Origin of the sequence: Leptospira yanagawae serovar Saopaulo str. Sao Paulo = ATCC 700523 (assembly GCF_000332475.2) — a bacterium.
GTDB classification, from domain to species: Bacteria; Spirochaetota; Leptospiria; order Leptospirales; family Leptospiraceae; genus Leptospira_A; species Leptospira_A yanagawae.
This window is the reverse complement of record NZ_AOGX02000015.1, coordinates 1,228,703-1,242,665: the sequence shown is the minus strand read 5'-3', so window position 1 is coordinate 1,242,665 and position 13,963 is coordinate 1,228,703. Positions and strand designations below refer to the sequence as shown.

At 38.2% G+C, this 13,963-nt stretch carries 14 protein-coding genes; 7 read left to right on the top strand and 7 right to left on the bottom strand.

Annotation, left to right across the window (positions count from 1 at the left end):
* The first annotated feature begins 10 nt into the window (after window positions 1–10).
* Genes LEP1GSC202_RS09620 through LEP1GSC202_RS09605 form a run of 4 tightly spaced genes read left to right on the top strand, consistent with a single transcriptional unit; the run spans window position 11 to window position 3,044 of the window.
* Complete coding sequence (locus tag LEP1GSC202_RS09620) at window positions 11–1,222, top strand: hypothetical protein (RefSeq protein ID WP_015676603.1); 1,212 nt, start codon at window positions 11–13, stop codon at window positions 1,220–1,222.
* Entirely contained in the window at window positions 1,146–1,868 is a 723-nt protein-coding gene (gene ung / locus LEP1GSC202_RS09615) for a uracil-DNA glycosylase (protein ID WP_244147683.1), read from the top strand. The genes LEP1GSC202_RS09620 and ung overlap by 77 nt, the downstream gene beginning before the upstream one ends.
* Window positions 1,858–2,742, top strand: coding sequence for a DMT family transporter (locus LEP1GSC202_RS09610; RefSeq protein WP_015677429.1), 885 nt, complete (start codon window positions 1,858–1,860; stop codon window positions 2,740–2,742). Before ung ends, LEP1GSC202_RS09610 begins: the two co-directional genes overlap by 11 nt.
* On the top strand, window positions 2,739–3,044 hold the full coding sequence (locus LEP1GSC202_RS09605) for a 4a-hydroxytetrahydrobiopterin dehydratase (RefSeq protein ID WP_244147682.1): 306 nt from the start codon (window positions 2,739–2,741) through the stop codon (window positions 3,042–3,044). The genes LEP1GSC202_RS09610 and LEP1GSC202_RS09605 overlap by 4 nt, the downstream gene beginning before the upstream one ends.
* A gap of 151 nt (window positions 3,045–3,195) precedes the next feature.
* Here the strand turns inward: LEP1GSC202_RS09605 and LEP1GSC202_RS09600 are convergent, their stop codons facing one another.
* Window positions 3,196–4,128: a porin OmpL1 gene (locus tag LEP1GSC202_RS09600; RefSeq protein WP_039928504.1), complete on the bottom strand. Its 933-nt coding sequence runs from the start codon at window positions 4,126–4,128 to the stop codon at window positions 3,196–3,198.
* Between the two features lie 271 nt (window positions 4,129–4,399).
* On the opposite strand from LEP1GSC202_RS09600, the gene LEP1GSC202_RS09595 reads away from it, so the two are divergent.
* Genes LEP1GSC202_RS09595 through LEP1GSC202_RS09585 form a run of 3 tightly spaced genes read left to right on the top strand, consistent with a single transcriptional unit; the run spans window position 4,400 to window position 6,216 of the window.
* The gene (locus tag LEP1GSC202_RS09595) at window positions 4,400–4,873 is read left to right on the top strand and encodes a hypothetical protein (protein ID WP_244147681.1); all 474 of its coding nucleotides are present in this window, start codon (window positions 4,400–4,402) and stop codon (window positions 4,871–4,873) included.
* Window positions 4,874–4,919: 46 nt separating this feature from the next.
* Window positions 4,920–6,005, top strand: a complete 1,086-nt coding sequence (carA, locus tag LEP1GSC202_RS09590) for a glutamine-hydrolyzing carbamoyl-phosphate synthase small subunit (RefSeq protein ID WP_015677135.1) — start codon at window positions 4,920–4,922, stop codon at window positions 6,003–6,005.
* 25 nt (window positions 6,006–6,030) lie between these two features.
* Window positions 6,031–6,216 (top strand): DUF5808 domain-containing protein, encoded by a 186-nt coding sequence (locus LEP1GSC202_RS09585; RefSeq protein WP_015677365.1) that lies wholly within the window; start codon window positions 6,031–6,033, stop codon window positions 6,214–6,216.
* Here LEP1GSC202_RS09585 and LEP1GSC202_RS09580 read toward each other — a convergent pair.
* The 6 genes from LEP1GSC202_RS09580 to atpC are packed head-to-tail and all read right to left on the bottom strand — an operon-like array spanning window position 6,178 to window position 13,960.
* Window positions 6,178–7,221, bottom strand: a complete 1,044-nt coding sequence (locus tag LEP1GSC202_RS09580; RefSeq protein WP_015676418.1) for a hypothetical protein — start codon at window positions 7,219–7,221, stop codon at window positions 6,178–6,180. The genes LEP1GSC202_RS09585 and LEP1GSC202_RS09580 overlap by 39 nt on opposite strands.
* A 17-nt stretch (window positions 7,222–7,238) precedes the next feature.
* Entirely contained in the window at window positions 7,239–8,636 is a 1,398-nt protein-coding gene (locus LEP1GSC202_RS09575) for an MBOAT family O-acyltransferase (protein ID WP_015676769.1), read from the bottom strand.
* A gap of 8 nt (window positions 8,637–8,644) precedes the next feature.
* On the bottom strand, window positions 8,645–10,912 hold the full coding sequence (locus LEP1GSC202_RS09570; protein WP_015676511.1) for a GAF domain protein: 2,268 nt from the start codon (window positions 10,910–10,912) through the stop codon (window positions 8,645–8,647).
* Between the two features lies 1 nt (window position 10,913).
* Complete coding sequence (locus LEP1GSC202_RS09565) at window positions 10,914–13,226, bottom strand: hypothetical protein (protein ID WP_039928503.1); 2,313 nt, start codon at window positions 13,224–13,226, stop codon at window positions 10,914–10,916.
* A gap of 9 nt (window positions 13,227–13,235) precedes the next feature.
* Window positions 13,236–13,532 carry a polysaccharide biosynthesis/export family protein gene (locus LEP1GSC202_RS09560; protein WP_039928502.1) on the bottom strand — a complete coding sequence of 99 codons (297 nt, stop codon included), beginning with the start codon at window positions 13,530–13,532 and terminating at the stop codon, window positions 13,236–13,238.
* Window positions 13,533–13,579: 47 nt separating this feature from the next.
* Window positions 13,580–13,960, bottom strand: a complete 381-nt coding sequence (atpC, locus tag LEP1GSC202_RS09555; protein ID WP_015677061.1) for an ATP synthase F1 subunit epsilon — start codon at window positions 13,958–13,960, stop codon at window positions 13,580–13,582.
* Window positions 13,961–13,963 lie beyond the last annotated feature (3 nt).

Sequence of the window (13,963 nt, the reverse complement as noted above, 5' to 3'; positions counted from 1 at the left end):
CAAGGAAAAGATGAATTGGAAATTTAGAATCCGAAAACCACAACATGGGACAACGTTGACTTGGGAATTGTATTTTCCACCGGGAACCTCCACTTGGGTTGGTGATAGAGTCAAAGAAATTTTAAATACTGTCCCACTCCCCAACCAACCTGAAACGAATGTACGTGTATTTTCCGAAAAAATCAAAATCGAAAATGCAAATGCCCACCAAATCACCTATCTTTTGTTTCATGGCTATTTTATCAGAGATTTACGTTTAGTGATCGCAAGGACTACTGACTGGAATCCATCGTCAGATAAACGCGAATCGGAATGGGAAAGAATTTTAACGGAAGCAGTATCCATTGCAAAACCTCTGTTTCTATCACCCGATACAAAATTTTATGAGGTCAAAGATAACCTACACATCAGTTTTTTTGAAAATGAAATCACCGTTTCTATCTCGGTATTAGGGGAACCTGGATACAAACGTGGTATCAAAGCAAATTTCCCAACAAGTGCCCCCATTCCAGAAGACTTAGCTCATATTTTAATAGAAGAATGTTTTGAGATTTTCTCAGTTCCCAAACACAAAGTAAAAACCGTGTACATTCCTTTTGCAGGGACAATGACATTTGCCACCGAATGGAAATTAAGTGAAGAAAAAATTCCCTTTTTAACCTTACCACGGGAATTCGTTTGGAAAAAATTAAATTTATACCCTTCAAAATCGTTTGATCATTTTCTAAAAAAGAATCAAACTCAAATGGAGAATCAATTATCTTTCACTCCCGTTGTCTTACAAGATACGGATCCTGCTTTAGAACCGTATTGGACAAAGGAATTTTCCCATTGGCGAAACTTAGTTCATGTCGAGACCATTGACCATACGATCTCTGATTTTTTAAGAACCTTACCTGTATTTCCAGAGGCAGAGCCTAATAAAACCCATTATTTTTTACCATTAAATCCTCCTTATGGATATCGTAAAAATGAACGAACTGGTCCAGACGAAGTTTTGTATTCTAAAATCGGAAATCGAATTGAAACCTTGGCCAAACAATTCAAAAATAATGTTTCAATCATAGGGATGATCCTTTGTCCTACGGAAGAGAAATGGAGTGAATGTATGAAAGAACTTCGCAACTTTTCTAAAAAAACCATTCATGTTACGCATGGAGGTATCGATTTACGCGTGTTATTCTTTCATTCGGAGGGGAAATCTGAAAGACGTACAAATTGAACCAGGTTGGAAAGAGGTTTTAAAAGAAGAATTTGAAAAACCTTATTTCACAGCCTTACGGGAATGGGTGAGAAACGAATACAAATCAAAAATTATTTACCCCCCGGCTAAACAAATATTTAATGCCTTTGATTTATGCCCTTTTGAGAAGGTTAAGGTAGTCATACTTGGGCAGGACCCCTACCATGGACCTGGACAAGCACATGGACTTTGTTTTTCAGTGTTAGATGGTGTTCCGTTTCCGCCTTCACTGCAAAACATCTTTAAAGAAATAGAAGATGATGTAAATAAACCTTTTCCGAAGTCTGGTGACCTGAGTTATTTAGCCAAACAAGGTGTGTTTTTACTCAATGCAACACTGACAGTTGAAAAAGACAAAGCAGGTTCTCACCAAAACAAAGGATGGGAAATTTTCACAGATGCTGTGATCAAAATATTAGCTGAACAAAGGTCCAATTTAGTTTTCCTTTTATGGGGGGCATTTGCAGGTAAAAAAGAAATCTTAATTCCAGCAAACAAACACTTGGTGTTAAAATCAGCTCATCCATCTCCCCTTTCTGCCTATCGAGGTTTCTTTGGGAATTCACATTTTTCCAAAACCAATGAATATTTACGAAAGCTTGAGAAAGAACCCATTGACTGGTAATGAAAAAAAAGGTTATTTCTTTGTTTTCCTCACAGGTGTATTTTTCGCCTTTGAGGTAATTGGATTCAAAGAGGTATTTCGAAGGACCAACCTTTCACCAGAAATGGCGGCCTTTTATGGAGTAGGATTTGCCTTTTTAGTTGTGACCCCATTTTTACTTGGTTCCAAACTCCGAAGGGAAAAACTCACTACAACTGTTAGACGAGATGGTTTCATATTACTTCTGGGAACATTTTCCAATGCTATGGGAATTGTTTTGTATTATTATGCACTAAAACAAACGGATTTAGGTCCGGCAGCCATTCTCATCAAAACTACTGTACTTTACAATGTGATCCTAGGAGTTATTTTTTTAGGAGAACGATTCAAAGACCGTGAAATATTAGGATTCTTTCTTTCGATTGTAGGGATTTATTTGATTTCCACATTACAAGGTCAAATCCATCTATTATCAGCATTTTGTATTTTACTCAGTGCATTTTTATTCGCCATCCAAAGTTATATGATTAAAAAATATATCCCTGAAATTTTGGGACTTGAATATGCATACCTTCGTTTGTTTTTGTTATGTGTATTTTTCTTATTATATTCCTTATGGATTGGATCTTTTTTAGTACCTCATTGGCATATCATAGTCACTCTTGGATTTTTTTCTTTACTCGGTTATTTTTTAGGAAGGGCATTTTATTTTGAGGCTCACAACTATTTACCCATCAGTAAACTCAATGCAACCCTTCTCTTTGAACCAATTTTTTTACTGTTTGTTGGGATTTTATTTTTGAACGAACCCTTTGATATGCAAAAGATATTAGGTGGAGCGATCATCCTCCTTGGATTGTATTTAATTGTATTCCACAAACGGAAGGTAAAATGATGAAGGAACGAATGCAAAAACTAACAGAATCAGAAATCCAATCCATTTTGGAAAGATACCCCGAATGGAAATTGGAATCGAATGATGGACTTCAATCCTTTCACTTTGAAAAAAAATTTTCTTCCTTCCAAACTGCATTTTCTTTTATCACAAAGTTAGCGTTAGTATCGGAATCCTTGGATCACCATGCAGAAATCTGGAATGTATACAATCTTGTCCGATTAAAACTATACACTCATGACCAAAATGGCCTTACAAAAAGAGATGAGGCATTCATCAAACAGGTTATGAAACCAAATTAAAATTTGTTCATTACAAAATTCAATTTGGATTTCAATTTTCACCTTCTTGGATTTCTGTTAAAGTTCCCTTTCATTGATTTCCTTTTGGCATAAAAAAAGCCGGAGTTGGATGACCAATTCCGGCTTCTTCCTAATCTACGTTGTGTTGTGATTAGATTTCGATTTTGTAACCTACGCGGTAAGTTTGTCCACCGATTACCACTGGGTATGCAACCCAAGGAGCAAGAGCAGAAGCACCACCAACGGAGCTAACTCCACCAACACCCATTCCTGCAGAAAGGATGGTTTCCAATTCGAAGAAAAGGTGTCCTTTGTCAGTTACTTTTGTTTGTGCACCAACCAACCAGTTGAGTCCGAATCCACTTGCGCCGAAACGTACGTTCTCTTTGTAGATTCCTGGGTTTGGAGCATCAGAAATTAATGCACCACCGGAACCAGCAAGAGTTGTACCTCCAGGGCCTAAACCAGCTGTGAACGCTTGCAGTGCAGGCGCGTTGATGGTTCCAGAAACTCCCCAAGAACCTTGGAAGTAGTTTACCCCTGCTCCGATGTAAACAGCAGTATCATTTGCAGCATTGTATAATTTGATCCCTAAGTAAGTAGGAACTGTCCAAGCAGTGTAATGCCACTCTTGGTCTAACCATTTGTAACCCATTACAGTAGAAGAAGTTTCACCACCAGCGATTTTAGTCGTGTAGTTAACATTGATTCTCCAGAATAAGCTATTGAGTCCAAAAATCCCTTCTTTTTCGTAACCTACGTTGACGTTACCACCAACCATAGCTCCGCTTGTTTTCGCACCAACAACTCCACCAGTAGTTCGCTTCAAACTAACAAGTGTGTTTTCAGGATAAATTGCTTTTTGAACAGGGTATCCAGTGATGTTTCCGGCGGAGTCTCTTGAAGCCGTAGCGTTTCTTGAATCGAGACCATCTTTTGTAATGGTTCCACCGAGTTGTGCGAGGTCGAATTGCATACCCAAACCGACCATAAAATAAGAACGAGGACCTGATTGTGCGCTTAAGCTACCAGCTAAGCACATAAGTAAGAACCCCATCATTCCAAAGCGTAGAGATTTCAGCATTTGATGATTACTCCTTAGTGAGTGTTTCCTGAATTTTTTTCGTTCCTGCGGATAAACGAATGCCTATCGACAACCGTCTATACCGACAATTGCAATGAAACTAGTGCTTCTCATAGGTTTTGTCAAATAAAATTGTTAAATCTTCACGAAAATTGTGTTAATTGTGGAATTTCGAATGAGTCTAACCCTGTCTAAACAACTTTTCCTTATTTGCAGATTTCTTTGGCTTTTTGTTCTTTTTTCGATCACTCTCGAAGCGAAAGAAAGAAAGATGATTCGCATTTCCGGTGAACTTGTCTCTTGGGAAGTGGAAGGTGAAGACCCATACTTTCGTTTTTTGGATCCAACCAATCTGCGCGAGAAAACCATCCATTGTGATTCCGAAACCATGCGTCTTAGTTTTGGAAATAAACCCAAATCAAATCTGTATGTGGAAGGAAAAGCAACACAACTGACCCCCACTTCGGATGAATGGCTCTGCGTAGGAAAACCTCATGTCTTCCAAAGGTTCAAAGTAAGTTCACCCGTAAAAACATCGCAAACCAAAACCGTACAAGGCCAAGTTGTAGAAGCAGATCCAACAACAGGTCAAATCGTGTATCTTGTGCGAGGGAGACGATTTTACCTGACAATCGACCCAGTAGAAGCGAAATCGATGGCAGACACACTCGCAGAGCTGGGAACAGTCAACATTGATGGAGAATACCGTTACGACCGAATCAAACGTTATTATGTAAAAGATTGATGAATTTTTGTTCGCAAGCCTGGCCTAGTTCTTTGGAATGGATTTGATGCAGGCTTTTTTGGTTTTAGCAAACGGAACGGTCATGAAGGGCCGATCCTTCGGTGCAAATAAGAATTCGATCGGGGAAGTAGTATTTAATACTTCTATGGCAGGGTATCAGGAAATCCTCACTGACCCTTCCTACAAAGGTCAACTTGTCACACTTACCTACCCAATGATTGGGAATTATGGAATCAATCCAGACGATATGGAATCCGATCGAATCCAAGCTTCTGGACTCATTGTCAAAGAATACGTCAAACGTCCCTCCAACTTCCAATCCAAAGAAACTCTAAGTGAATTCTTGATTCGTTTTGGTGTGCCTGCCATTGAAGGGATTGACACACGCAAGCTAACGCGCATTCTCCGAACCTCAGGTGCCATGAATTGTGGAATCTTTGTCAATGAAACGTACGAAGATTCCTTTTTGGAAACTGTGAAAAATGCACCTTCTATGGAAGGCCAAGACTTGGCCCAAGTTGTGACTTGTGAAAAACCATATGTGTTTGGCGCGCATTCTCCAAGTAAGTTTAAACTGGCTGTTTATGATTTTGGAATCAAACGAAATATCTTACGCCTACTTGATTCCGCAGGTTTTAATGTCCATGTTTTCCCAGCCAAAACAAAAGCAGAAGATCTTTTGAAAGATGGATTTGATGCCTTCTTTTTATCAAATGGTCCTGGGGATCCAGCTCCACTTGATTATGCGATCCAATCGGCAAAAATCATTATGGACGCAAAAAAACCACTCTTCGGGATTTGTCTCGGCCACCAAATCATTGGCCTTGCCTTGGGGAAAAAAACATCCAAACTCAAATTTGGTCACCGTGGTGGAAACCACCCTGTTCGTAATGAAGAAACAGGAAAAATCGAAATCACTTCCCAAAATCATGGCTTCCACGTGTTAGGTGAGTCATCAACGGATATGCCTATCACAAGAATCAATCTTTTTGACAATACAGTGGCTGGACTGAAAACCAAAAATTTACCAGTGATGGCAGTGCAATACCACCCAGAAGCATGTCCTGGACCACATGATTCGGCATACCATTTCCAAGAATTTTATACTATGGTAGAAACCTCAAAATCGTAAGATTTGGTAAAATTGAGGGGGCAATATGTCATACAAAGAAGATAAAAATTTTTGGGGGATCCCTTACGGGACTGAAATTTCAGCAGAAGCGTTCGTTAAAGATATTTGGGATCCAACCACGGAAGAAATACTTACACCAAAACAATTTTTAGGTTTAGGTTGGGGAATCAACTTACATGCCCTTGGCCGTAGGGTCGGAGTGATTAAGTAACTCTTTCTTGATTACCTTTGCAAACACGTCTCTTCCCTTTTGGTTGAGATGTGTTAAATCAGCAAAATACTCATATTGATTTAAAAAAATTGATTTAAAATTATAAACTTTCACCTTACTTCCGTTTGCTTCTGATTGCATTGATTCTAATAGCGAATCGGCAACCCCATTCCCTTGTTTTTGATCCAAATCCATTTCCATTTGTGGTGAAAATGGAATTCTAAACACAACTACATCAATTTGTTTTTCCTTCCAGGTTTGTATGACTTTGTTCCATAATTGGATGGAACCATCGCGTTTGCCTGCAAGGATCGTCGTATCTAAATTTTGGAACGTTTCTTCCTTTGTGATCGATGGATCTTTGTCTATTGATTTCCAAATCCAAGCTCCACTCTCTTCTTCCATGCTTTTTTGAATGCGAACAAACTCTAAACGACGATTGGCTAAGTCAGTTTGCACTGTTTGGTCATAAAACATTCGATTCAAATTAGAACTAAGACCAAAATAAGGAAAAATTTGTATGATGATCTTCCATAGTAGATCTGTTAGATTAGGGAAATAAACCTTTCGAAGCAGTGGGTCTATTAAATCAGATGATTGTAATTTAGAAAATGAATAGTATAATTGTTTGTGGGCATCTGTGATTGAGTTTTTGCTTGTATTGAGAGGAGAAAGATTCACATAAATTTTTTTTAACTTTGGTAGTTTTGGGATTAAATATAAGGTATCGGAATAAATTCCTTCTGGTTGTTGGCTTGGTTTTGGAAGATAAATGACCTCTTCTACAGACACATGTTCCAACTCGGCAATGGTTTCTGGTAAAATCCCACTTACAATTTGGCTATCACCTAATACCAATATTTTGCCAGATGAATTCCATTTTCTTTCATTTGCATGATACCAATACATCGAAGTGGTATCACAAAGCGGAACAAAATACTTCCATGTACAATGCATAAAAACTGAGAGTAAAAGAAGAGATAAAAGAAGATAACGAAGTTTCATTTTGTATATTGTTTTCCTTAAAATTGGAAATAGAAAAAATCTTCCTTCGCAAACGGTGATACAAGAGAGAACCAAATATATCCTAATACAAAAATGAAGGTAACTTGCAAAGGATTTTGGTTATGGAAAAAACTAGGTCGATTTGTATCTTTCCATTCCTGCCAAAGGTCAAAAATCAAAAGTGGTGCAATAATAAGGAGTAATCCATATGGAATTTGTTCAAACTTAGGAAAAGACATTAAATTTTCTACAATGAGGTAAACATCAGTGGGAGAGGTGATGCGAAAGAGTAACAACCCAAGGGAAAACGTTATAAATGTAAAAAAAATTCCTAAACTTGAAAAAATCAAATGTTGGAATTTAGTAAATCCCACATACTTCAAGAAACGATAACCAACGAGACAAATTCCTAAGTAAACACCCCAAATGATAAATCCGTAACCCGCCCCGTGCCAAATCCCAGTCAGAAACCAAACCAACATTAAATTGATATTTTCACGAATAAATCCGTGTCGGTTCCCACCTAACTTTATATAGACGTAATCACGCAACCAGGTTGAAAGTGATATATGCCATTTCGACCAAAACTCAGAAGGATTAGATGAAAAAAATGGTCTTTTGAAATTGTTCATGAGTTCAAACCCCATTGACTCGGCAAGTCCCATGGCACAGAGAGAGTAACCAAAAAAATCTGCATACACTTGGAAGGCAATTGTTGGAGCAATGATCCATAAAATCCCTGGTTCTATTGTTTGAAACGAGTTTACATTCATTTCCACATAACGAGACAAAGGATCTGCTATACTTGATTTGATAAAAACCCCAAAACAAAAAAGAAAAAAACCATTCCAAATTTGTTCCTTAGTGATTGTCCGATTTGATTCAAATTGAGGGATTAAGTTCCCTGGTCTCTCAATGGGACCGAGTAACAAAAGTGGAAAAAACAAATCATACAAAGTAAAGGTAAGAAAATTTTTGCATACCTTTATTTTTTCATCATACACTTCAATCAAATAACTGATGTTATGAAATGTGTAGAACGAAATCCCTATGGGTAAAAGTAAGTTAAGTTTCCAAGTAAATGGTTGGCCTCCAAGTTCTACACTTACATCAGAAAACATCCCCCAAAGGAATAAAAAATATTTAAAGACACCTAAATACAAAACATTTGTGATGATTCCCAAAACAAATATTTGTTTTCTTTTGCCAAACGAACATTTGTCCATCCAAATCGCGATGGTATAGTTAAAGATGATAGAACCAAATAATAAAAACGTTGCCCCGATTCCCCAACGAGAATAAAAATAGATCCCAAAAAATAAAAGTAAAAGTTTCCGAATACGAAAAGAGGAATAATAGTAAAAGAGATAAAAAACAAAAAAACTAAGTAAAAAGGAGAGAGAATTGAATAACACGAAGAGTTTTAGGCTTCTTCAACCATTTCCAAAAATTGATTTTTGTCCTTTGTATCATGTGGATAAGACAAAGTTAATACACGGTAACTTGCTCGGAAATTACCAATGATCGCGTCTTCTTTTTTTGCAAACGATGACTTTATCTTTTTAATCACAACATCTGTTTCTTCTTTATCTTTTCCATGTAACACTAAAACAAATTTGCCCTGTCCCACACGAGTAAAGAAGTCCAATTCACTAATGTGATCCATCATTGTTTTACGCAATGTATCTGCATATCTTGCAAAAGTTCCAGTTCCTACTAAGTGAATCATTCTGGAAACATTTTGGATTTTAAACAAGGAAACTGTGAAAGATGCTTTGAGTGAGGATGCCTTTTCCATCTCGGTAATGATTCTTGATTCTAAAGGATTAAATGGATTTCGGAATAGGGCTTCCTTCTCTTGTAAAATCAATAAATTTGCAAACACAGGTGCCGAGGTTTCTAACATGGATACGGCTACATCTCGTATGGTATCTGTCCAAGCAGTTCCTGTAGAATGAATGATTACCATACCCACTAACCAATTGAGATTGATGATGGGAAGAATTGTAAATTCATTCATGATTCCTAGTTCATCATTGGTGAATATAGATTTGAGTTCAGAATCTTCTCTAAAATTTTCTAATTTATAAACACCTGATACATTTGAAACCATACCGACAATATCTGAATCTTTGCTAAGTCGAAAGTCTTTGGTTCTTTCTGGTAAAATAAAATTGGAACCAAATACGATATAGTCGGATCTAGTTTCCGAGTCTAAAACTAAAAAGGAAAATTGTTTTACACCTAATTTGGCTTTTATATGATCAATGAGTAGATCATATGCTTCATCCATTTTTCTCACTTTTGCAAAATCTCTTGCAAACTGCAAAACGGATTCATTGATTTCGATCACTTCTTTTGCATGGACTAAATCATCGCCCATCGCTTCAAATTCAGATACCCTTTCGAAAACAGAACCAGCGATATCTCCAACGATTTTTGCAAATTCTAAATCATCAGTAATATATTCTTCACCATTGATAAGTTTCCCAAGAGAAAGAATGCCAAAACATCTTTCCCCATGTCGAATGGGAACAAGGATTTCAGAACCCATCTCATTTAATAAAACCAGTTCTCTGTTTGGTAATCGCGATGATTTGAATTCACCTGCATAAATAACAGTTTCTGAATCAGAAATGCGCGCGTAAATTTCATCACCAGGTGATAAATACCATGAGTCTTTCGATTGGATTCCCTGAGCAGCAACGGCTTCCCATTTAGAATTTTTTAAATTTGTAGATGTTAGGATCACAACAGAATGGCAACCAACCTGCCCGATCAAACTATAGACTAAATTATCAAAAAAATCAGAAAATTCTTTGGAAGAAGCAATTTCTTTCGTGATTTCAAATATGGCTTGGTAATTTTCGATTCTTTTTTTGGAAGCGAGATGGTATGCCATTGGAGCTGTACCGAAATCCGATTCATCATCGAATAACACTTCTTCGCCGATTGGAGCCGGATCTTCTTTTACAGGACGTAAAGGTTGTTTTGCGGCCTCTTTCTTAGCATCATTTTCCCATTCATCAAACAAATTCACTTCTGGCAAAGGAACATCTGGTTCAACCAAATCATCGTGATAATCACGTTCAATTAAATCATCACCTAACTCAGGTTCTTTGTCTTTGTTTTGGACTGGTTCAGGTTTTACTTCTGGGTTTTCATCCTCAACAATTGTATTTTCTTCTATCTCCGATTCAATTGCATCCGGCTCTGGAAACATAGATTCGTTTTCAGATTCCTGATCTGGTGTTAAATCAGATACTAGGTCGGAAGATACTGGTTCGTAAGGATTTGATTCTTCGTGTAATGAATCCAAATCATCTTCTAAATTGGAAGCTGGACCTTCATCCCACCTTTCATGTTCTTCTGACAAATCACCGAAGTCTGAATCAGTCAGTTCTGGAATATCACTTAAATCAAATTCTTCCTCTCCATCTGGACTTGGTAAGTCACCAATTTCAGTGGCTAAAGAATCCGAGATCGCATCGTCTAACCATTCGGAGTCGGAATCGGGGATAGACAAAGATTCTTTCTTTGTAGAAGGAGTAGCAGGAATGGGAGGTTCCACTTCTCGAAAGTGCTCTGCTTTTTTTAATAAGGATGGGGTTTCTTTTTTTGCAGATGGAGCTTGGGATACTTTTCCTTCCGAAGTTTTTTTGATTTCTTCGGCCTTATCGAGTAGTCCCACCTTACAACTCCAATTCTTTCATCATTTTTTTGTATAACTCGAAGTACTGAGATTTCGAGAATTCTCGAATGACCTCATCCGGTAAGTTACCAAGTAAATTGTCTAAGTATCCAAGAACTTTTTTGCGATCTCCAACTGATAATTGGTCTCCACCTGCTTCGGCAAATGCATCTGCCGATTCCTTGTTGGTTTCAGGAGCTGACACATCCGATTTCCGAAGTTCTTCTAGTGGAGAAAGTTTTCCCTCCATCGCATATTCATCAAGGTCTACTTCAAATTCTTCTGAATCATCTGAAGCAAGTGTTGGAGTTCGAATTCCTTGTGTTAGGTCATGTGTTAAATCAAAACTATCGTCTACGGTTGCATCTGAAGTAATATCACCGAAATCGGAATCATTTTCATGTTCCACTAAATCGATGTCTTCCATCGGTTCTAAATTGAACTCGGAACTTGAATCCTCTTCATTGGTATCGAATTTGAAATCAGAAATTGGTTCTTCTTCAATCTGCTCGGAAAGAGTGAATTCTTCTTCTTTTGGTAAATTGGCAATGTCTTCTAATCCTTCACCAGGTAGTTCGTCTCCAAGGATTGCATCTAAACTTTCAGGAGATAATGTGACATCTTCCTCTTCAATTTCTGCTTCCAATTGGCCAACGCCACCCGTAGCAGATTCACCTTCTTCTTCCTCAAGGCCTGCAATATTCTCTAACTCTTCCATTGATAACGCAATGGATTCGTCTTCTTCCTCTTCCGCTAATAGGTCCGATTTAGGTGTTAGGTCTTCTTCATACGGAAGGGGAGCTCGGTCTAAACTATCAACCAATTCCTCTTCTGATACTTCTTCGGCATCGGCCGCAATGGAATCCAATTCTTCGAGAGACAGGGCAATCGGACCTTCATCTTCTTCCTCTGAAGAGGATTCAAATCCTTCCATCTCACCTTCCAATCCTTCAACTGTTGTTTCCGAATCTTCAGATTCAGGTTCTCCAAAATCAAATCCAAAATCATCTCCGAGGTCAGTATCCAATTCGTGGTGTTCCTCTTCGGACTCTTCTTCGATTGGATCGTTTGCAATGATACTTCCTAGTTCATCTGCGCTCAGTGTAATGGATTCATCTTCAATTTCTTCGGAGAGAAGATCGGAAGTTGGCTCTTCCATATCTTCAGGAATGGCGCCACCAGAGATGTTTTCTAATTCTTCAAGTGATAGTGTGAGTGGACCTTCTTCCTCTTCTTCTGAAGTGGAAGGTTCTTCTTCGGTAGATAAATCTCCACCAAGTAAATCAAATCCACCGTCTTCATCAGAAAAACTAGGGAGATCAGCGTGATCATCAGTTGTAAAAAATTCTTCTTCGGATGCAAGGGTTTCTTCAAGGCTTGCTTCGCCACCCGCTCCAAGGATACTTCCTAATTCTTCATCAGAAAGAGTCAGATTTTCATCTTCTTTATTATGCCCAAAAAGTTCCTCTTCTTCAGGATCTACAATGGATTGGAAACTGGTTTCTTCTTCTCCACCAGGACCTAAGTCGTCTTGAGGAACAAAAGTTTCTTCGTTATCATAATCCGTAAGATCAAATTGAGGTTTTCCCTCTTCATCAAACGCGAGTGTGGTATCAATTTCGGAATCATCCAAATCTAAATCTAAGTCAGAATGTTCATCGATTAACGCGTGTTCTTCGCTTTGATCGCCATCAAAAGACAATTCTCTTTCCGGTAAACCTGAATGTTCTTCTTCAGGAAGTGATCCTGTGATGTTTTCCAATTCTTCAAGAGAAAGAGAAATTGGACCGTCTTCTTCCTCATCTTGAATCGTTGGTTGTTTTTTGGATGTTAGAATTCCATCTTCGCCATTGAGAATGGATTCTATTTCTTTATCGAGATCAATTAAGTCATCATCAAATTCTAATTCGAGATCTTCATCATCATCAGTGATTGATTGTTTCGGTGTTTGGGAACTTTTAGTTGGTTGTGAAATTTCTTTGTCGGGATCTTCTTCATAGTCTGAAAAGTCAGCATGAATGTCCTCATCATGTAAAATGGGATCTTCTTCTCCGAGTAAATTTAAATCGGAATCTAAATCAATATCTAAAATGTCATCATAGTCGTCGGAAGACGCAACCATATCAGAAATGGAATCTTCTTCCTCATCGAAAGCGGAAATATCATCTAAGTTTGGAGCTTCAATCCCAGGTGAGACATCCAAATCATCATCACCAATATCAAAATCATCCAAATCCAACGAAAACGAGTCTTCATCGAGTATAGGTTCGATGTTTTCTAGATCTTCGTTTTTATTCTGTTCTTGATCCGCCATTCGCCTCGATTACCGTTTTCCCAATTTTAGTATCTGGCCATCCTCTAACGGCTGTTCCAAGATACTGTCCTCCGTATTGATTTGCGCTCCTGGTAATCTTCCACCAGCGATCTCAATTAAATCGTTTCCATTGGAACCTGCATCTAATGTATAAACTCCAGGGTTCACAACGGGCCCTTCAATTTTAACACGAATCGGTGCTTCCGAATAGATTCTTTTTCGCAAATCAGGGTTTTCCTTTAAGTAATACATCCCGAAAAATAGTATCACAAACAATACAATTCGTCGGAGCCAGATTGGATTCAAAGGAAATCCCCCTCTGGTATATTTTCGGCAAGAAGGGGGGAAAAAAATTAACGTTCGTGCAGTAAAATGCGAACTTTTGCTTTCTTTAGGAGATTTTCTTTCTCTTTCGACGTAGGGAGCGCTTCCGCTTCCTGTAAGAGTTCGATGGCGTGGTCATGGGATAAATCATCTTCGGAATCCCCACCTTCGGTGAGGACTCGGATTTGGTCATTTCTCACTTCACAGAATCCACCATCAATGGCGATTCGGAATTCTTTCCCAGATGTATGCAATTTGATGAGCCCAAAATCAAGTTGGGATACAAGGGTTGCATGGCCTGGTAAAATTCCAAAATAACCGACAGAACCAGGCAGAATCACTGATTCTGCCTTTCCTTGGTATAGGATTTTGTCAGGAGAGATGACTGTTAAAGTCAGTTCTTTACTCATCCG

Excerpts from the sequence above, each read along its gene's own strand:
- LEP1GSC202_RS09620 (WP_015676603.1), top strand. The coding sequence starts at position 11 with ATGAATTGGAAATTTAGAATCCGAAAACCACAACATGGGACAACGTTG.
- ung (WP_244147683.1), top strand. The coding sequence starts at position 1,146 with ATGTTACGCATGGAGGTATCGATTTACGCGTGTTATTCTTTCATTCGG.
- LEP1GSC202_RS09605 (WP_244147682.1), top strand. The coding sequence starts at position 2,739 with ATGATGAAGGAACGAATGCAAAAACTAACAGAATCAGAAATCCAATCC.
- LEP1GSC202_RS09600 (WP_039928504.1), bottom strand. The coding sequence starts at position 4,128 with ATGCTGAAATCTCTACGCTTTGGAATGATGGGGTTCTTACTTATGTGC.
- LEP1GSC202_RS09595 (WP_244147681.1), top strand. The coding sequence starts at position 4,400 with ATGATTCGCATTTCCGGTGAACTTGTCTCTTGGGAAGTGGAAGGTGAA.
- carA (WP_015677135.1), top strand. The coding sequence starts at position 4,920 with ATGCAGGCTTTTTTGGTTTTAGCAAACGGAACGGTCATGAAGGGCCGA.
- LEP1GSC202_RS09585 (WP_015677365.1), top strand. The coding sequence starts at position 6,031 with ATGTCATACAAAGAAGATAAAAATTTTTGGGGGATCCCTTACGGGACT.
- LEP1GSC202_RS09580 (WP_015676418.1), bottom strand. The coding sequence starts at position 7,221 with ATGAAACTTCGTTATCTTCTTTTATCTCTTCTTTTACTCTCAGTTTTT.
- LEP1GSC202_RS09565 (WP_039928503.1), bottom strand. The coding sequence starts at position 13,226 with ATGGCGGATCAAGAACAGAATAAAAACGAAGATCTAGAAAACATCGAA.
- atpC (WP_015677061.1), bottom strand. The coding sequence starts at position 13,960 with ATGAGTAAAGAACTGACTTTAACAGTCATCTCTCCTGACAAAATCCTA.